17 protein-coding genes are annotated in these 18,472 nt (G+C 60.2%); 8 read left to right on the forward strand and 9 right to left on the reverse strand.

All coding sequences use genetic code 11. From position 1 onward, the window contains the following. Positions 1-8: 8 nt before the first annotated feature. The 3 genes from sufC to ACXHXG_RS06835 form a co-directional block, all read right to left on the reverse strand. Positions 9-764, reverse strand: a complete 756-nt coding sequence (gene sufC, locus ACXHXG_RS06825; RefSeq protein WP_104823198.1) for a Fe-S cluster assembly ATPase SufC — start codon at positions 762-764, stop codon at positions 9-11. 74 nt (positions 765-838) lie between these two features. Continuing rightward, the gene (sufB, locus tag ACXHXG_RS06830) at positions 839-2,308 is read right to left on the reverse strand and encodes a Fe-S cluster assembly protein SufB (RefSeq protein WP_104823199.1); all 1,470 of its coding nucleotides are present in this window, start codon (positions 2,306-2,308) and stop codon (positions 839-841) included. 148 nt (positions 2,309-2,456) lie between these two features. Continuing rightward, a complete protein-coding gene (locus ACXHXG_RS06835; protein ID WP_457898847.1) occupies positions 2,457-3,623 on the reverse strand; it encodes a cysteine desulfurase family protein in 1,167 nt (388 codons plus the stop codon). A gap of 233 nt (positions 3,624-3,856) precedes the next feature. Here ACXHXG_RS06835 and ACXHXG_RS06840 point away from each other — a divergent pair, with 233 nt between their 5' ends. Further along, complete coding sequence (locus ACXHXG_RS06840) at positions 3,857-4,534, forward strand: alpha/beta hydrolase (RefSeq protein WP_104823201.1); 678 nt, start codon at positions 3,857-3,859, stop codon at positions 4,532-4,534. Between the two features lie 36 nt (positions 4,535-4,570). Here the strand turns inward: ACXHXG_RS06840 and ACXHXG_RS06845 are convergent, their stop codons facing one another. Continuing rightward, positions 4,571-5,089 (reverse strand): GNAT family N-acetyltransferase, encoded by a 519-nt coding sequence (locus ACXHXG_RS06845; RefSeq protein WP_457898848.1) that lies wholly within the window; start codon positions 5,087-5,089, stop codon positions 4,571-4,573. 155 nt (positions 5,090-5,244) lie between these two features. On the opposite strand from ACXHXG_RS06845, the gene tyrS reads away from it, so the two are divergent. Beyond that, on the forward strand, positions 5,245-6,501 hold the full coding sequence (tyrS, locus tag ACXHXG_RS06850) for a tyrosine--tRNA ligase (protein ID WP_457898849.1): 1,257 nt from the start codon (positions 5,245-5,247) through the stop codon (positions 6,499-6,501). Between the two features lie 148 nt (positions 6,502-6,649). Beyond that, on the forward strand, positions 6,650-6,976 hold the full coding sequence (locus tag ACXHXG_RS06855; RefSeq protein ID WP_104823204.1) for a hypothetical protein: 327 nt from the start codon (positions 6,650-6,652) through the stop codon (positions 6,974-6,976). 30 nt (positions 6,977-7,006) lie between these two features. Here ACXHXG_RS06855 and ACXHXG_RS06860 read toward each other — a convergent pair whose 3' ends face one another. Then, on the reverse strand, positions 7,007-10,426 hold the full coding sequence (locus tag ACXHXG_RS06860; RefSeq protein ID WP_457898850.1) for a YhdP family protein: 3,420 nt from the start codon (positions 10,424-10,426) through the stop codon (positions 7,007-7,009). A 130-nt stretch (positions 10,427-10,556) separates the two neighbouring features. On the opposite strand from ACXHXG_RS06860, the gene ACXHXG_RS06865 reads away from it, so the two are divergent. The 5 genes from ACXHXG_RS06865 (at position 10,557) to ACXHXG_RS06885 (ending at position 15,473) form a co-directional block, all read left to right on the forward strand. Beyond that, on the forward strand, positions 10,557-11,039 hold the full coding sequence (locus ACXHXG_RS06865) for a peroxiredoxin (RefSeq protein ID WP_104823206.1): 483 nt from the start codon (positions 10,557-10,559) through the stop codon (positions 11,037-11,039). After that, complete coding sequence (locus ACXHXG_RS06870; protein WP_457898851.1) at positions 11,039-11,869, forward strand: ferritin-like domain-containing protein; 831 nt, start codon at positions 11,039-11,041, stop codon at positions 11,867-11,869. The genes ACXHXG_RS06865 and ACXHXG_RS06870 overlap by 1 nt, the downstream gene beginning before the upstream one ends. Positions 11,870-11,985: 116 nt before the next feature. Further along, the gene (locus ACXHXG_RS06875; protein WP_457898852.1) at positions 11,986-13,317 is read left to right on the forward strand and encodes a peptidoglycan DD-metalloendopeptidase family protein; all 1,332 of its coding nucleotides are present in this window, start codon (positions 11,986-11,988) and stop codon (positions 13,315-13,317) included. 198 nt (positions 13,318-13,515) lie between these two features. Beyond that, complete coding sequence (locus ACXHXG_RS06880) at positions 13,516-15,036, forward strand: DEAD/DEAH box helicase (RefSeq protein ID WP_457898853.1); 1,521 nt, start codon at positions 13,516-13,518, stop codon at positions 15,034-15,036. Positions 15,037-15,050: 14 nt separating this feature from the next. Beyond that, positions 15,051-15,473 (forward strand): NUDIX domain-containing protein, encoded by a 423-nt coding sequence (locus tag ACXHXG_RS06885; RefSeq protein ID WP_457898854.1) that lies wholly within the window; start codon positions 15,051-15,053, stop codon positions 15,471-15,473. 3 nt (positions 15,474-15,476) lie between these two features. Here the strand turns inward: ACXHXG_RS06885 and ACXHXG_RS06890 are convergent, their stop codons facing one another. The 4 genes from ACXHXG_RS06890 to ACXHXG_RS06905 are packed head-to-tail and all read right to left on the reverse strand — an operon-like array spanning position 15,477 to position 18,468. Further along, positions 15,477-15,797: a TfoX/Sxy family protein gene (locus ACXHXG_RS06890; protein WP_457898855.1), complete on the reverse strand. Its 321-nt coding sequence runs from the start codon at positions 15,795-15,797 to the stop codon at positions 15,477-15,479. Between the two features lie 3 nt (positions 15,798-15,800). After that, positions 15,801-17,435 carry an NTP transferase domain-containing protein gene (locus ACXHXG_RS06895; RefSeq protein WP_457898856.1) on the reverse strand — a complete coding sequence of 545 codons (1,635 nt, stop codon included), beginning with the start codon at positions 17,433-17,435 and terminating at the stop codon, positions 15,801-15,803. Next, complete coding sequence (locus ACXHXG_RS06900; RefSeq protein ID WP_457898857.1) at positions 17,432-18,139, reverse strand: XdhC family protein; 708 nt, start codon at positions 18,137-18,139, stop codon at positions 17,432-17,434. Before ACXHXG_RS06900 ends, ACXHXG_RS06895 begins: the two co-directional genes overlap by 4 nt. Next, a complete protein-coding gene (locus tag ACXHXG_RS06905) occupies positions 18,139-18,468 on the reverse strand; it encodes an XdhC family protein (protein WP_104823214.1) in 330 nt (109 codons plus the stop codon). The genes ACXHXG_RS06900 and ACXHXG_RS06905 overlap by 1 nt, the downstream gene beginning before the upstream one ends. Between the last annotated feature and the right edge of the window lie 4 nt (positions 18,469-18,472).

An 18,472-nucleotide genomic window follows, 5' to 3' on the forward strand; every position in this document is an offset into this window, starting at 1 on the left:
CGCCCCGATCAGGCCGCAGCCCCGATGATGTCGGCATAGCCGTTGGCTTCGAGCTCATGCGCCAGCGTCTTGTCGCCGGACTTGATCACCTGGCCCTTGTAGAGCACGTGCACGGTGTCCGGGATGATATAGTCCAGCAGGCGTTGATAGTGGGTGATGACGATCACGGCGCGATCGGGAGAACGCAGCGCATTGACGCCGTCGGCGACGATCTTCAGCGCATCGATATCGAGACCGGAATCGGTTTCGTCCAGCACGCAAAGCTGCGGCTCGAGGAGTGCCATCTGCAGGATTTCGGCGCGCTTCTTCTCGCCGCCGGAGAAACCGACGTTCAGCGGGCGCTTCAGCATCTCGGTGTTGATCTGTAGCTTGCCCGCAGCGTCCTTGACGCGGCGCATGAAGTCAGGCGTCGTCAGTTCGGCTTCGCCGCGCGCCTTGCGCTGCTCGTTCATCGCCACCTTCAGGAACTGCATCGTGGCAACGCCGGGAATTTCGACCGGATATTGGAAAGCCAGGAAGATGCCCTTGGCGGCGCGTTCGGCGGCGTCGAGTTCCAGAATGCTTTCGCCATTATAGAGGATATCGCCTTCCGTGACTTCGTAATCGTCGCGGCCGGAAAGAATGTAGGAGAGCGTCGACTTGCCGGAGCCGTTCGGACCCATGATGGCAGCCACTTCGCCAGCCTTCACCGTCAGGTCCAGGCCGCGGATGATCTCGGTGCCGTCTTCGGCGATGCGGGCGTGCAGGTTCTTGATTTCAAGCATAGTAGAATCCTATCGAAGGAATGAAGGTGCGGCGCGCCGCTTGCGCGCCAAAAACATGTCTCTTGTCGAGGGCTTTACCCTACGCTGCCTTCCAGCGAGATGCCGATCAGCTTCTGCGCTTCAACGGCGAACTCCATCGGCAACTCCTGCAGGACTTCCTTGACGAAGCCGTTGACGATCAACGCAATCGCCGCTTCTTCCGGGATGCCGCGCTGCAGGCAATAGAACAACTGGTCCTCGGAGATCTTCGACGTGGTGGCCTCGTGCTCGAAATGCGCCGACGAGTTCTTCGCCTCGATATAAGGCACCGTATGCGCACCGCACTTGTCGCCGATCAGCAGCGAGTCGCATTGCGTGAAGTTGCGGGCGTTGGTCGCGCGGCGATGCGCCGAGACCTGGCCGCGATAGGTGTTCTGCGATACGCCGGCGGCGATGCCCTTCGAAATGATGCGGCTCGACGTGTTCTTGCCGAGGTGGATCATCTTGGTGCCGCTGTCGACCTGCTGGTGGCCGTTTGAAACCGCGATCGAGTAGAACTCGCCACGGCTGTCGTCGCCGCGCAGGATGCAGGACGGGTATTTCCAGGTGATCGCCGAACCGGTCTCGACCTGGGTCCAGGAGATCTTCGAGCGATCGCCGCGGCAATCGCCACGCTTGGTGACGAAGTTGTAGATGCCGCCCTTGCCGTGCTTGTCGCCCGGATACCAGTTCTGAACGGTCGAATACTTGATCTCTGCGTCGTCCAGGGCAATCAGTTCGACGACAGCCGCATGCAACTGATTTTCGTCGCGCTGCGGCGCGGTGCAGCCTTCGAGATAGGAGACATAGGCTCCCTCTTCGGCGATGATCAGCGTGCGCTCGAACTGGCCGGTGTTCTTCTCGTTGATGCGGAAATAGGTGGAAAGCTCCATTGGGCACCGCACGCCCTTCGGCACGAAGACGAAGGAGCCATCGGTGAACACGGCCGAATTCAACGTCGCATAGAAATTGTCGGTCGTCGGCACGACGGAGCCGAGATATTTGCGCACGAGATCAGGATGCTCGCGGATCGCCTCCGAGATCGACATGAAGATCACGCCGGCCTTCTTCAGCTCTTCCTTGAAGGTGGTGACCACCGAGACCGAATCGAACACCGCATCGACGGCGATCTTCGGCTTCTCGACGCCAGCAAGGATCTCCTGCTCACGCAGGGGGATGCCAAGCTTCTCATAGGTCTTCAGCAGCTCCGGGTCGACTTCGTCGAGCGATTTCGGACCGGCAAACTTCTTCGGCGCTGCGTAATAGTGAATGTCGTTGAAGTCGATCTTCGGATAGTCGACGCGCGCCCATGTGGGCTCTTCAAGCGTCAGCCAGCGGCGATAAGCCTCGAGGCGCCATTCCAGCATCCATTCCGGTTCCTGCTTCTTGGCAGAGATGAAGCGGATAATGTCTTCGGAAAGACCCTTCGGAGCCTTTTCCACCTCGATGGTGGTCTCAAAACCGTACTTATACTGGTCCACATCGATCAAGCGAACCTGATCGACTGTTTCCTGGACTGCAGGCATGTCGTTCTCCAATCTCGCCGGATCCAAGGTCCGGCAGCTTGTCAACGTTGCGGCAGACTGAAATGTCTACCCTCTATGTAGTCGGCCAAAAGGGACTTTTCAGCCCGCTTGGCAAGCGGAAATTTCTGTTTCCGCAAAATTGTGGCCGTTAGGCCGCAGCTCCGGCAAGTTTACGCCGTCCCGCAATTCTGGCGAACGCAGCAATCGCGCGTTCGACATCCTCTTCGGTCGTCGTAAATCCAAGTGAAATGCGCAGCGCCCCGAGCTTGGGATCGCAGCCCATCGCCATCAGCACATGGCTTTCACCCACCTTGCCGGAAGAGCAGGCGGAACCTGCCGAAATCGCCACTCCTTCGAGATCGAAAGCGATCTGTCCGGTTTCGGACTTCAGTCCCGGCAGGGTGAAGAAACTGGTATTCGGCACGCGCGGGCCGCCTTCGCCGTGAATGATGACATCGGGCGCTGCAAGCCGCATACCCTCCTCCAGTCGGTCACGGAGTTTCGCAGCGGTCGCATTGCGGCTTTCGAATTCTGCGACGGCGGCGGCAGCGGCCGCGCCGAAGCCGACGACGGCCAATGCGTTCTCAGTGCCGGAACGATGCCCTTTTTCTTGTCCACCGCCATGGATCAGCGGCTTCGGCATCAGCACTTCGCCGCGAGAGACGAGCGCGCCGGCCCCTTTCGGTCCGCCGATCTTATGCGATGAGATGACGAGGAAATCGGCGCCGATCTCGTTGATATCGATCGGAACCCGGCCTGCCGCCTGCACGGCGTCGACGACGAAGAGGCCGCCGAATGCCTGCACAATCTTAGCCGCTTCGCGCACGGGCTGGAGAACGCCGGTTTCGTTGTTAGCAAGCATGATCGCCACCATCGGCAGCCCACTTGCCTTGTCATGGGCCGAAAGCATCGCTTCCAGCGCAGCAAGATCGACAACGCCATCCGATGTCACCGGTATTTCGCTGATCTTTTCCTTCGGGAATCGGCCACCCTCCCTGAGGGCTGGATGTTCGATTGCCGATATATAGAGATGGCCGATCGCAAGGGGCGTACGGCCCATGCGGAATTCCGGCGTCAGCACCATGTTGGCGGCTTCGGTCGCGCCGCTGGTAAAGACGACATGAGCCGGTTCGGCCCCCGTCAGACTTGCGACCTGCCGGCGCGCAGCTTCGATCGCCGCCCGCGTCGCACGGCCTTCGCCATGAACAGAATTGGGGTTTCCATAGAGGTCCAAGGCGTGCAACATAGCGTCGCGCGCCGCCGGATGAAGCGGTGCGGTGGCATTCCAGTCGAGATAAAGGCGCGTTGCCGCCATAATCTTCTTCCTGCCTGACGAAGCCTTGTTGTGCCCGGCTCATTTTCCTTGAAATTTCAGCCGGGCATGCCTTATGACACGTTCCACAAACCGTTGCACAAACAACGCATGGAAGATCGTGCCAAGTTTCGAATTGTTCTAAACTGCGTTCTAGAAAAGATGAGCGCATTAGTCAAGTCAACTTGCTGCGTCCCGCCTAGTTTGAACGCAGAAAAAGAAGAGCCGGAGTATCGATGCCCGAAGTTATTTTCAACGGCCCCGCAGGCCGCCTTGAAGGCCGCTATCAGCCATCCAAGGAAAAGAGCGCCCCGATCGCTATTATCCTGCACCCTCATCCGCAATTCGGCGGCACGATGAACAATCAGGTCGTCTACCAGCTCTTCTATATGTTCCAGAAGCGCGGCTTCACGACGCTTCGCTTCAATTTCCGCGGTATCGGCCGCAGCCAGGGCGAATTCGACCATGGCGCCGGCGAATTGTCTGACGCCGCTTCGGCGCTCGACTGGGTGCAGAGCCTGCACCCGGATTCGAAGAGCTGCTGGGTCGCCGGCTATTCCTTCGGCGCCTGGATCGGCATGCAGCTTCTGATGCGCCGACCGGAAATCGAAGGCTTCATGTCGATCGCACCACAGCCGAACATCTATGATTTCTCGTTCCTGGCGCCCTGCCCGTCCTCGGGCCTGATCATCAACGGTGATTCCGACAAGGTCGCTCCGGAAAAGGACGTCAACGGCCTCGTCGAAAAGCTGAAGACGCAGAAGGGCATCCTCATCACCCACAGGATCGTCCCCGGCGCCAACCACTTCTTCAATGGTCAGGTCGATACGCTGCTCGGCGAATGCGAAGACTATCTCGATCGTCGTCTGAATGGCGAATTGGTACCGGAACCGGCAGCCAAGCGGATCAGGTGATTTATCCCCTTCTCCCTTCGGGGAGAAGGCTTTCCGTTACCGCGACATCTGAAAACTGAGACCTGAAACGCCGTCGATCACAATCGGCGCACGATATTGCATGCCGATTTTACGGAGAACCCGCTGCGACGCGGCGTTTTCCGGATGGGTGAAGGCGATGAACTGGCGAGCGAAACCGCGTTGGAAAAACCAGTCCGCAAGCGCCCCTGCAATTTCGGTGGCATAACCATTTCCCCAGGCTTCCCGACGGATGGAATAACCTAGCTCGAATTCGCCGCGGTCACGCTCCTGCGCAAACCGGGAAAAGCCCGCGCGACCGATGAAACGGCCGTCGTCGCGTCTGAGCATCTTGTATTTGGTCACGCCATCGCGAGCCTGTTCATCAAACCAGCTTTTAAGACGCTCCTCGGCTTTTTCGAGGGTCCATGGCGCAGCGCCCGAGAGATAGCGGGTCGTCTCGATCGTCGAATGCAATTGTCTGATGAGCTCGGCGTCGCCCTTGTCCCACATCGCCAGAATGAGACGCGGGGTCTCCAATATAATGGTGTCGCTCATTGGTCGCGTCGCTTCCCAATCCTGCTCAAACTTCCCACGCGGCAGTCAACCAAAATGGTGACGAGCCGATAAATCAGTGCTAAACGCGCCGCGACGGTTCAACAATAGCGATTTCGCCGCATGGCACACCTGCGGCGCCCCGAGAGACCAAGATCATGGCTGAGTTCAAATCCGATTTCCTGCGCACCTTGCAAGAGCGCGGCTTCATCCACCAGATTTCCGATGAAGCCGGCCTCGACGACCTCTTCGCCAAGGAAACCGTGACGGCCTATATCGGCTTCGACCCCACGGCGCCGAGCCTGCATGCGGGCTCGCTGATCCAGATCATGATGTTGCATTGGCTGCAGGCGACCGGCCACCGCGCCGTCTCGCTCATGGGCGGCGGCACCGGCATGGTGGGCGATCCCTCCTTCAAGGAGGAATCGCGTCAGTTGATGACGGTCGATACCATTGAAAGCAACATCGCCTCGATCAAGCGCGTCTTCTCCAACTACCTGACATACGGCGAAGGCCGCAAAGATGCGTTGATGATCAACAACGCAGAGTGGCTGCGTTCGCTCAACTATCTGGAATTTCTGCGCGACGTCGGCCGCCATTTCTCGGTCAACCGCATGCTCTCCTTTGATAGCGTGAAGACGCGCCTGGATCGCGAGCAGTCGCTGTCCTTCCTCGAATTCAACTACATGATCCTGCAGGCCTACGATTTCGTCGAACTGGCCAAGCGCTACGACTGCCGTCTGCAAATGGGTGGTTCGGATCAATGGGGCAATATCGTCAACGGCATCGACCTCGGTCACCGTATGGGGACCAAGCAGCTTTTTGCTCTGACCTCGCCGCTGTTGACCACCTCCTCGGGTGCCAAAATGGGCAAGTCTGCCTCCGGCGCGATCTGGCTGAACGCCGACCTGCTCTCGGCCTATGATTTCTGGCAATACTGGCGCAACACCGAGGATGCGGACGTCTCCCGCTTCCTGAAGCTTTACACCACGCTGCCGATGGACGAGATCGCCCGCCTTTCCGCCCTCGCCGGCTCGGAGATCAACGAGGTCAAAAAGATCCTCGCCACCGAAGTCACCGCGATCCTGCATGGCCGCCAAGCCGCCGAACTTGCCGCCGAAACCGCGCGCAAAACCTTCGAGGAAGGCGGGCTTTCCGAGAACCTGCCGTCCGTCGACGTTCCCGCGTCCGAACTCGACGCCGGCATCGGACTGCTCTCGCTGATCGTCCGCGCGGGTCTCGCCGGTTCGAACGGCGAAGCCCGCCGTCATGTCCAGGGCGGCGCCGTGCGCATCAATGATCAGGCGATCAGCGACGAACGCAAGGTGATCGGCAACGGCGAAGTCACCGCCGATGGCGTCATCAAGCTGTCGCTCGGCAAGAAGAAGCACATCCTCATCCGCCCTGCCGCTTAATAGACTGCCTGACACCGAAACACGAAAGCCGGCGCAACCCGCCGGCTTTTTTACGCTTTCAGCGCCTCCGCAGCAATTTGATGCACGGTCATGTCGGACCATGGCATTTCCGTTCGTCTTCTGTAGAGATCAACTCTGGAGGCGAGTTATGGACGAACTGCCGGTAATCGAAACGAGGCGTAAAGGTAAAAGCCTCACGCAGAGCATGCTGATTCCCAGCAAGGACATGGTTGCTCGGGCACTCCGGGCCGCCCCTCCTGGCGAATTATCTGACATTGCCAAGATAAGACGGGCGCTCGCCAGGGAATATGGAGCGGATGCCTGCTGCCCCGTGACCGTCCAGCGACATCTGGTGCAAATCAGTCAAGACGGCACTGCCCCGTTCTGGCGCGTGGTCGATCCTGAGCGACCTTCCGCCCGGCGCATGATCGGCGGACCTGAACGCATACGCGAGCGGTTGGCGAACGAACGATGATCGGTTTGGCCTGCGTGCTCGGCGTGAAGCTCAGAACTCGAAGATCTGCCGGAACACGCCCGGTGCGATGATCGACAGCGGGTTGATCTGCAGGTTCGGTTTTTCAAAGTTTCCGGTGAGCCTGAACGTGATGCCGATCAGGCCGCGGTCGCTGCCGTTGCCAAGGATGAAGCCGACGATCGGCACCTCGGCAAACAGCCGGTTGAGGCCATAGGCGGGCATGAAGGTGCCCGTCAGGTCCATGTTGCCGTTCGCGTCCTTCACCGTGCCTTGAAACGTCGCGCCCACCTGTACGCCGCGGACAACGCCATTTTCCACCGCAAGCGTCCCCTTACGCAGCACTAGGCGCGCGAAACCGCGCTCGAAACTCTGGGATCGCGTATCGATATTCTGTTTGACGGCCGAATTCAGGCTTCGCCCATTTTTGCCGCTCGGTGTGGAAACGATGGTCGAAAGCTTCTTTTCGTCGATGATGGCGAAGTTACGGATATCGAGCGAACCATCCCAGGCATCAGTTCCCGTGGAGCGTAGCGACAGATTGAGCAGGCCGCCTTGCAGATGCTTGTAGAGATCGGCAAAACGCGCCACCGCGCCGGCATCGCCACTGGTGATGCGAATGGTCCCGCCGTCTCCGCCCTTGCTCACCTGGCTGACGACGGCCTCGCCGCTGCGCGTGAGGCCGGAGAAATCCGCAGCGATTGTGCGGCCGCCGACAATGGAATAGACGCCCTTGAGATTTCCGATCGACTCATCGTTGAAGCCGACGACCTTGTCGAGATTGGCCCGGATCGTTGCACCGGACGAATCATCCTTGTTGTCGCTTTTGTCGCTGGATGCTGTTTTCAGCCGCGCCAGGACTGGCCGGAGATCGGCAGAATTGCCGGCGACGGATATGTCGTAGTTGCCGCTTTTGCCGTGCTTGATCGACAGCGCGAAATCATCGAGCGCGGAAAGCTTGACGCTATCGAAATTTGCTGAAGACAGGCCACCCTTGCTGACGACGAGATCGCCGCTGACACCGAAGCCATCGCCCTTGAGGATGAAATTTTTGAGCACCGTCTGGCTGTCCGGCCCGGAAGCCTCGAATTGGGCGGTGGCTGGAATGCCGCTGCCTTTCGACCAGCCGACCCACGGAACCGTCAATGCCGCCTTGGCGAGGTCGATCTTGACGCCCTGCCGATCGTCGTCGATGCGCGTGAGTTCTATCTTGATCGGGCCATCGATAATGTCATTGAGACCCGGTATGACGCTGTTACGTTGGGCATCGGTGAGCGTGGCAGTGATCACGCGACTGCGTTTGGCCGTTGATTTGCCGTCCGTCGGTTCGACCATATCGATTTGCGCTGGAATGCCGTCGATCTGCGCCTGGGCATCCAGATGCACGGATTGGGGATCGGCGTCGATCTCGCCCGTAAGATTGGAAATCTTGCGGTTGTTCATCGGCTTCAGCAGATCGACGTCGTCGAGCTGCAAGTTCGCCTTCCAGACCGGCGGCGGCGGCTTCTGATCGCTGATCAGGCCGATTGTCGCATCGACGTTGGCGACGATCTTGCCGTTGAAGTTCTCCGGTTTGAACTCGGTTCGCTGCAGCACTTCCAGCGGCTTATAGGTCAACAACTCGCCGATGGAATCGCCCGTGCCGCATATTTCCAGCTTGAGGGTGGCCATCAGTGGCTTGTCGTAGGCCGACGGGATCGAGAAATTGCTGTCTTTCAGCGTCACCGAGCGGCCTGAGGGGAAATAGGAGGTGCCGCTCGCAATATCGACGCTCATCGTCGGACCGGTCAGATCGAAATGCGCCTTGGTGTCCCGGATTGGCGGAATCTCGCCTGGCACGTCGAGGCGCGCCTCATCGATATCGAAGGCGATGTGCAATTCGTTCTTTCCGAGCTGCAGCTTGCCCGTTTTCGCCGCTTCCGCCAGTCGTCCGGCGGGGATGAAGACCGAAATGACCCCATTGGTCACCGTGCCGCCGAAGAGGTTTTTCTCCACCCAGACCCGAGGTTTCGAGGCCATCCAGAACGGCCAGAGCTGCTTGATCGCGGTCGTATCGAGCTTGTCGGCGCGGCCGCCGAAGCTGATCTCCGGCGAGCTGTCTCCGAGTTTCAGATGCAGGGAGCCAAACAACGCGCCCAGCGGCGTGGAGATGCCGAGATTTTCGAATTGCAGTTCCTTGGTCGCCGCCAGGAAACGCCCCGTCGCCTGCCCGTCGAAGCTGACCGGCTGTTCGCCCGAAATGGAGGATGCTGCCGTGCCGCCACGAATCAGGAAGTCGATGCCGAAGCCCTTGCCGGCGTTGGCGTCGATATGGTCGAGGTCGATCAGCGCCCCGGAGAATGGCACAATAGTGCCGACGAATTGAGCTTTCGACGGGGCGACCTCAAGCGTGTGGTGATCGAAGTTGTAGGCGAGATTGATGTTGGCCTGCGTCAGCTCTTGCGGGTCGCGGTCCATGTAGAGCGTGCCGGGCTGAACATCGATCGAGGCGCTGAGCTTCGGAACGATGCCTGCACCACCACGCATGGCGGTCACCGTCAATCCGGCGAAACTCATGATGCCCTGGCGCGGCGTGCCGTTCTGATCATAGGCCATCGTTAACGGCTTCAGGTCGAGATTGGTTACCTTTGCGGTCAGGGAAGAACTGCGCCCAGCCTCCTGTTGATCGGCGGTGACATCCAGCGTCGCGACGGAGCCGTTGACCGCAACCTGTCCATAAAGATGCAGCGATGTCGGTCCGCTGCGCTCGAAGGTGAGGCTGTCGACCACGAGCGAGATCGGCTCGCCGCCCTCCTGTCGTGCCAGCTTGACGGCAAAACCGGAAATGCGCACCGAGTTCGTGCCGCCGCGTTCGACGAAACGCTCGAGGAAATCGAGATTGTCGAAGGCTGACTTCAGCGCTTGCGGCAACGCATCGACGCGCAGCATCGTCAGGTCGACGGGATCGCCCTGCGGCAGCAGCGACGTGTCGAGCGCGATGCCCTCCGCCGCCACATTGGCCACTTCGACACGGCCTTCCACGAGCGCCAGGGGATCGAGCACCATACTGACCGCCGACATGGTCGACAGGTGCTTGCCGCTCTCCTGGTCGACCACATTGACGTTGCGGGCTTCCAGCTCCAGCCGCAGGGTGGGCGTAAAGCGGACCACGGTCGAGCCAACCTCCGCTTTGTAGCGAGGCCCGATCGCGCGATCGAGGGCAAGCTGTGCCTTCTGCGACAGGGGTTCATCGAAAATGCCGCCCTCGATGGTCGCGATGACGGCGCCGGCGATCAGGGCGAGAAAGGCGATGAAGACAAGGGTGATGCGGCAGACATGCCAGACATGCGAGCGCTTGCGCCGTTTGCGCTCGGGGACATGCACGATCATAGGATCGTCGACCTGAGCGGAAGGCAAGTGGTCGAGCGAGACGAGATCCTTCTTGCGGAATATAATCTTTTCGCCTCGGATCACTCCCGTGCGTCCCTTTCTTTTTTTGCAATTTTGTTGGTGACGCTGCGTCCGATGTGGACGGCATACCGGCGCAGTATATATGGCTGGTATTTAGTGTCATCCAAAATCCCGGCAAAAGAAAGGTTTTCCCGTGACCGAAATCTCTCTGGTTGAATTGGGCATCGGCGACAGAGCGCCAGATTTCGATCTTCCGCGCGATGGCGGCGGCCGTGTGAGCCTTGCTGATTTTGCCGGCAAGCCATTGGTGCTGTTCTTTTATCCCAAGGACGATACGACCGCCTGCACGACCGAATCGATCGCCTTCACAGCGCTTGCCGCCGACTTCGAAAGGGCGGGCGCGGCCGTCCTCGGCATGTCGCCGGATTCGGTCAGGAGCCATGACAAATTTGTGAAGAAGCACGCCCTCTCCGTCCCCCTCGCTTCCGATGAAGAGAAGACCGCCGCCGAGGCTTACGGCGTCTGGCGGGAAAAGAGCATGTATGGCAGGACCTACATGGGCGTCGTGCGTTCGACTTTCCTGATTGGGGCGGACGGCAGGATCGTCAAGATTTGGAGCAAGGTCAAAGTGGCCGGCCATGCCGAAGAGGTCTTGGCTGCTGTCCAGGAACTCTGATGCCGGTGGAAATCGAGACCATCACTTCGCTGCGCGGCGGCGCGATAGCCGCTATCTGCTCTGCCGATCTCGATCGCAAGACGGCGCTTGCCCAGGAATCGGCGACCCGCTGGTTTGCGCGCACGCTGTCGCTGCGCTCGCCGCTCGATCCGGCTCTTGCCGATCGTCCCGGCCGGCCGGAAAAGCCGGAGCTGGTGCCGCCAAAGCATATGAAGAAGCGCTCGCTGCACACGATCAAAGGCCGCATCGCGCTGCTGCATGCCATCGCCCATATCGAGCTCAACGCCGTCGATTTGGCGCTCGACATCGTTGCGCGCTTCGCCACCGAACCAGTGCCCAATTCCTTTTTCGACGGCTGGATGCAGGTTGCTTTCGAAGAAGCCAAGCATTTCCGCATGGTGCGGGCGCGTCTGCGCGATCTTGGCGCCGACTATGGCGATCTGCCCGCCCATGACGGCCTGTGGCAGGCCGCGCACGCAACCCGCAACGACCTCACTGCACGTCTTGCCGTCGTTCCGCTCATTCTCGAAGCTCGCGGCCTCGACGTGACGCCGGCGCTGCAGGCGAAAATGCGCGAAACGGGCGACTTGGAGAGCGCTGCCGTTCTCGATGTCATCTACAATGACGAGAAAGGGCATGTCGCCGTTGGCGCCAAATGGTTCCGCTTCCTCTGCGCCCGCGAAAGGCGCGATCCGGCCCGCACGTTCCAGCATTTGGTGCGCGCCAATTTCCGCGGTTCGCTGAAGGCGCCGTTCAATGACATCGCCCGCGCCGAGGCCGGTCTGACCCCTTCCTTCTACCGCTCCCTTACGTCTACAAGTAATGCATAACATACTAAACTATAAGAGTTTTTTGGTTTTCTAGGGGTGGAGCGGAAAGTAATCGTTAACCATAATTCCGTGTAGTCTCCAATGGATGCCGATGTGCATCGATTGGGAGATTCTCGGTGACAGCCAAGCCTCAGAACCGGGTTTTCGGCAAACAAAAACGACAGCACACCATTATCGTGGCGAGCGGCGATACGGTGCGCCACATGACCGTGCGCCCGTGGATGGCGGCGCTTGTCGTGTGCCTCATCGGCATCTTTTCGATCGGATATCTCCTCGCCACCTCCTATCTCGTCCTGCGCGACGACCTGATCGGCGCCACCATGGCCCGGCAGGCGCGCATGCAATATGACTATGAGGATCGCATTGCGGCGCTGCGCGCCCAGGTCGACCGTGTTACGTCCCGTCAGCTTCTCGACCAGCAAGTCGTCGAGGAGAAGGTCGACAAGCTGATGGAGCAGCAGCAGGCCTTGTCATCGCGCCACGGCAAGCTCGATGCGCTGCTGGACCGCGCCGAGAGTTCCGGCCTGATGAACAAGAATGCATCTGGAGATGCCAGTGCGGCGGCCAAAGGCGACCACGCGGAATTGACGGGAGGGCTTAAGTCGATCGAGAGGCTTCTGTCGAGCGGCAAGCCCGCCGATGCGACCCCCGACAATTCCACCCTCGCCTATGTTCCCGCCCCTGAAACCGTCGCCGACCGTGCCGACCGGGTGTTCTCCAAGGTGACATTGTCACTGAAACATATCGAACAGGATCAATTGACCCGCGTACGCCATCTGACGACCGGCGCGTCGGAGACCGCCGATGAGATCCAGTCGATCATGCAGAATGTCGGCGTCAAGGTTCCGACCGTGATGGCCAGCGCTGCGAGCAAGGATGAGAGCGTCGCAAATGATGATGGCGGCGTCGGCGGTCCTTATGTCGCACCGGAAAATGTCGATCAATTCGATCAGTCCATGGCCAATCTCGACACGGCATTGACGCGCCTCGAGACGGTACGCGGCGCAGCCGAAAGCCTGCCCTTTCGCAATCCGGCGCCGGGCAAGCTGATCACCAGCCCCTTCGGCAATCGCAAGGATCCCTTCTTCGGCAAGCTGGCACTCCATACCGGCACCGATTTCCACTTCAGCCCTGGGGAAAAGGTCAAGGCGACGGCGCCTGGCAAGGTCGTCTCCGCCGGCTGGACAGGTGGTTATGGCAACATGGTGGAGATCGACCACGGAGACGGCATTTCGACGCGTTACGGCCATATGGAAGAAATTCTGGTCAAGATCGGCGATACGGTCAAGGCCGGCGACGCCCTCGGTCTTGCCGGTAGCACGGGACGTTCGACCGGCACGCATCTTCATTATGAAGTGCGCGAAAACGGCCGTGCGATCGACCCAATGTATTTCATCAATGCAGGCACGAAGCTCGCAAGTTATATCAATGGACTAGGGACAATCTGACCGCGAGAATTGTGACAAACGAGCAACAAAGGTGGCGCTAATCTAAAAATTGCGTTATCTATTGGTCTGAAGCTTTCTGAACCACCTGCTTTCCTTGACTTCGCGGGTATTTGGTTCTATGTCGCGCTGCATTGCGGCATGCTAGGGCATGTCGACTCACGAGTGTTCGACCGAACCGGAACGGAAATAGTTTTCCCTTTGACAACATTTGCTGACCTTGGCCTGAGCCAAAAAGTCCTATCCGCGGTAACTGACGCGGGCTACACCACACCGACTCCGATCCAAGCCGGCGCAATTCCGTTTGCGCTGCAGCGTCGCGATATCTGCGGGATAGCCCAGACGGGTACCGGCAAGACCGCCTCCTTCGTTTTGCCGATGCTAACGCTCCTCGAAAAGGGTCGTGCCCGCGCGCGCATGCCGCGCACGCTGATCCTAGAGCCGACGCGCGAACTCGCCGCACAGGTCGCGGAGAATTTCGAGAAGTACGGCAAGAACCATCGCCTGAACATCGCCCTGCTGATCGGCGGCGTTTCTTTCGAAGACCAGGATCGCAAGCTGGAGCGCGGCGCCGATGTGCTGATCTGCACGCCCGGCCGCCTGCTCGACCATTTCGAGCGCGGCAAGCTGCTGATGAGCGCCGTCGAAATCTTCGTCATCGATGAAGCCGACCGTATGCTCGACATGGGCTTCATTCCCGATATCGAGCGCATCGCCAAGCTCATTCCTTTCACGCGCCAGACGCTGTTCTTCTCGGCCACCATGCCGGGCGAAATCCAGAAGCTGGCAGATCGCTTCCTGCAAAATCCGGAACGTGTCGAAGTCGCCAAGCCTGCTTCGACGGCAAAGACCGTCACGCAGCGTTTCGTCGCTTCCCACGGCAAGGATTATGAGAAGCGCGCGACGTTGCGCGATCTCATCCGCTCCCAGACCGATTTGAAGAACGCCATCATCTTCTGCAACCGCAAGAAAGATGTCGCGGATCTCTTCCGCTCGCTGGAACGCCATGGCTTCTCGGTCGGCGCGCTGCACGGCGATATGGATCAGCGCTCGCGCACGACCATGCTGCAGAACTTCCGCGACGGCAATATCCAGCTTCTCGTCGCTTCCGACGTTGCGGCGCGCGGCCTCGATCTTCCCGATGTCGGCCACGTCTTCAACTTCGATGTTCCGATCCATTCGGAAGATTATGTCCACCGCATCGGCCGCACCGGCCGTGCCGGTCGCTCGGGTTCCGCCTTCACCATCGTCACAAAGCGCGATACTAAGCATGCCGATGCGATCGAAAAGCTGATCGGCGAAGATGTCGAATGGCTAAACGGCGACCTGTCGTCGTTGCCCCCGGTCGAAGAAAGCCGGGACGACGATCGTTCTTCCCGTCGCCGTGACTCTAAAAGCAGAGGCCGCGACCGCGATCGTGGTCGCGGAGGCCGGAGCGCCTCGAGTCATAAATCTGATATCGACGTCGAGGATAATGGCGTCGAAGTGATCGAAGAAGCAGCACCAGCAAAGGCCGAAAGCGTGAGAAACGAGCGCAAGTCTGAGAACAACAACAAGTCCCATAACGGTTCTCGTAACAATCACCGGCCCTTCCCTGCTGCCAACGACGACAACCGCGAGCGCCGCAATCGCTATCGCGATCAGGACGACGGCCCGACCCCGGTCGGCTTCGGCGACGATATCCCCGCCTTCATGCTGATTGTTGCCAACGCTAAGGGCTGATAGGCCCGCAGCGCGTGGGAAAACCCGGCATCGACTTCCCAGGACTAGGAACCGGTCTCGCAATTTTGCGAGACGGAAAGCTATTGCTCTATAAGCGCCTGAAGGCGCCCGAAGCCGGCTTGTGGAGCATCGTCGGCGGCAAGGTTGATCATATGGAGCCTGCCGCCAAGGCGGCCGTCCGCGAAGCGGAAGAGGAAAGCGGCCTCTCCATCGGCAAGATCGACTATCTCTGCGCGACAGAAGTCATCATCGAGGCCGATCGCCAGCACTGGATCTCGCTGATCTATATCTGCAGGGACTTTTCCGGCGAGCCTCGCTTGATGGAGCCCGACAAGCTCTCCGATTTCGGCTGGTTCGGCCGCAACGAGTTGCCGGCTCAACTTTCCGATTTCGCCAAGGCAACCATTGCTCATTTGAGCGAAGACGATTTTCGCTGAAATCTATTTCTCCGCCCGCACCGCCGCCTCGTAAGCCAGTCTCACCCAGCGCGCCATGACGTCCGGATCGTCGAACGCATCGTCCGGGATCGACCAATAGGGCATGTTGACGGGTTTGCCTTTCTTGCCTTCATAGGCCCAGCGCCGGGCGCCGGCTGCCTCGAATTCCGGAGCGCTGATTTCGTCGGCTTTCAGCAGCATCTCGTCGCTTACTTCAACCGCAACGATGCGGCCCATGTGGTAGACGCCCTTGCCGCCGAACATGCGCTTGATCGTCACCGGCCCAAGCGCCTGGAACATCTCCTCGATCTCGATATTATCCATTCCCTACCCCTTCAAAATGCCACCGGCGGCCAATACGGCTTCGGGCGTATCTACATCGAGATGGGCGGCATCGCCAATGTCGACATCGATGACGGCAAGCCCCGCAGTTTCGATGATGTGCCGTGCGCCGACATCACCTTCGAGCCGCATCACAGCGTCGAATACAGCGCGCGGCAGGATGACGGGATTGCCACGTTTGCCGCGCGACACCGCACGGACGATCGCCTGACCGTTCGCCTTCCGGAAGGCCGCAATCAGCGTCTTCAGGTCGTCGCTGGTGACACCGGGCATGTCGGCCAGCATGACCAATGCGCCGTCCGCGCGTTGCGCGAACGGCGCGCTGATGCCGGCGACCAGCGAGCTTGCCATGCCGGACGCATAGTCTGGATTGTGCACGCGCTCGATCGCCAGACCGGCGAGCGCCTGCTCGATTTCCTCGCGGCGATGGCCGGTAACGGCGATGACAGCGGCAGCTCCGCTTGCCACAGCCGTCGCGGCCGAGCGGCGCACCAGGGGGATGCCATCGAACTCCGCCAACAGCTTGTGCGGCCCATCCTCGCCCATGCGGCGTGCTTTGCCGGCGGCAAGAAGCACAACAGCAACGGAGATCTGAGCCTCCGGCTTGACGGCGATATCGCGTGGTCTTGGCCGCGATTGGATTTCCATGAGAAGCCCCCCGACGCCCATGCCGCTGATCTCATGCGGCGTCGGCTTTTCGCCGGCAAGGATACGATCCAGCACCCAGTCGAAACCATTCTCTTTCGGGCTGCGAGCGCAGCCGGGCGCGCCCACGATATAGACATCGCCGATCCGGCCGAGCACCAGCAGATTGCCGGGATCGACTGGCATGCCGACCTGGATCACCTGGCCTCTCGCAAGCCGGATTGCCTCGGGAATGACGTCGCCGGCATCGATGACAGCAGACGCACCAAAGACGATGACGAGTTTTGGCGATTGATCCTCCGCCCGCAGTGCCTTGCCGATCGCTTCCGCGACCGCAGGCGCACGATGCGCCACGCGCTCTTCCCGCTCCAAAGTGCTGCCGGCAAGCTGAAGCCGCTGCGCAAGGATGCGCGCCGTCTTGTCCATCACGGAGGTCTTCAGCGACGGCAATTCGGTCGCGATCAGCGACACCGCATGCGGCTGGAATGGCTTGACCTCGAAGACCGTCGTCTGCCGCAGGATGTCGATGCCCGCAGCAACCTTCTCACCTGAAACTGCCAGCGGAATGATCTTGAAGGTCGCTACCATATCGCCGCGACGCACCGGCACATGATCGGCAAGACAGGCAAGCGTGATGGCCGGATCGACGCGATTCAGCCGGTCTACGGCGGCGCGGTTTGCGACGAACAGGCCATCGACCGCGCTGTGGACATTGACGCGCCCCGTAGCCGCTTCGGAAAACGTCAGATGATCCGGGGCAATCGCCCGCGCCAATTGCGCCGCGGCCTCATCCTCCATGAGATCGTCAGGCGCGATTCTGGCGGCGGTGACATGGGAGATATTGGCAGCGATGAGACGGTCGAGATCGGCGCGGTCAAGGACATGGCCCTTGGCGAGACTGCCGTCTGGCAATCGGATGGAATGCGCAAGCACGGCGCCTTCGGCTTCCGCTGTCGCAAAATCACCGAATATCATCGCCTGTCACCCTTCGGTGATGAGACGTCACGGCCGCGCAGCGCGGCGATGATCTCGGCCAAGATGGCAACGGCGATTTCCGCCGGGCTCGATGCGCCGATGGGAAGGCCGATTGGGGCATGAATTCGGGCAAGATCGGCGTCCGTCAGCCCCTCATGCTTCAATCGTTCCACGCGGCTCGCATGCGTCTTGCGACTGCCGAGCGCGCCAACATAAAAACAGCCTGCTTTCAGCGCCTCGGCGATCGGGAAATCATCGATCTTAGGATCGTGGGTGACAGCGACCAACGCCGTATAGGCGTCTAGCGGGCGCTCCTTCAAAACATCCACCGGCCAGTCGGCAACGAGATCGACGCCATCGAATCGCTCCGGTGTCGCAAAAGCGGTGCGCGGATCAATGATGCGGATGTCAAAGCCGGCCAGCTCGGCCATACCAGCCAAAACCTGGCTGATATGCACGGCGCCGATGACAACGATTTGCGGGGGCGGCAAATGTACGTTGAGGAAGAGGCTTTCCCCTGCGATATCCACTGCCGAGGATTTTCCCGAGCGGAAGGCGGAAGCCACCGAGTCGGCAAACGGGCCGTCGAAAGCTTCGCCCTCGACAATCAGCCGATCAGGTCCACCGGAGAGATCGGTGACAAGGACAGCCGCTTGCCGCGCGCGCCGCAGAGCATTCAGTTTCGCCAGTATCTGACGGTCCATCAGCCAAGCCTCTCGACATAGACGCGAATGCGGCCGCCGCAGGACAGGCCGACGCGCCAGGCGGTCTCATCCGCGACGCCGAATTCCAGCATGCGAGCCTTGCCGCTATCGATCACATCCAGTGCCTCGGTGATTACGGCGCCTTCCACGCAACCGCCGGAGACCGAGCCGTGAAAATTGCCCTCGTCGTCGATGACGAGATGGCTGCCGGTCGGGCGCGGTGCGGAACCCCAGGTATCAACGACGGTCGCCAATGCCACGCTGCGGCCGGCGGCGGCCCATTCCTCCGCGACAAAAAGCGGATCCAGGCTTTCGGGTGTATGCGTCATGGGT

It is taken from the genome of Rhizobium sp. LEGMi-198b (genome assembly GCF_054114205.1).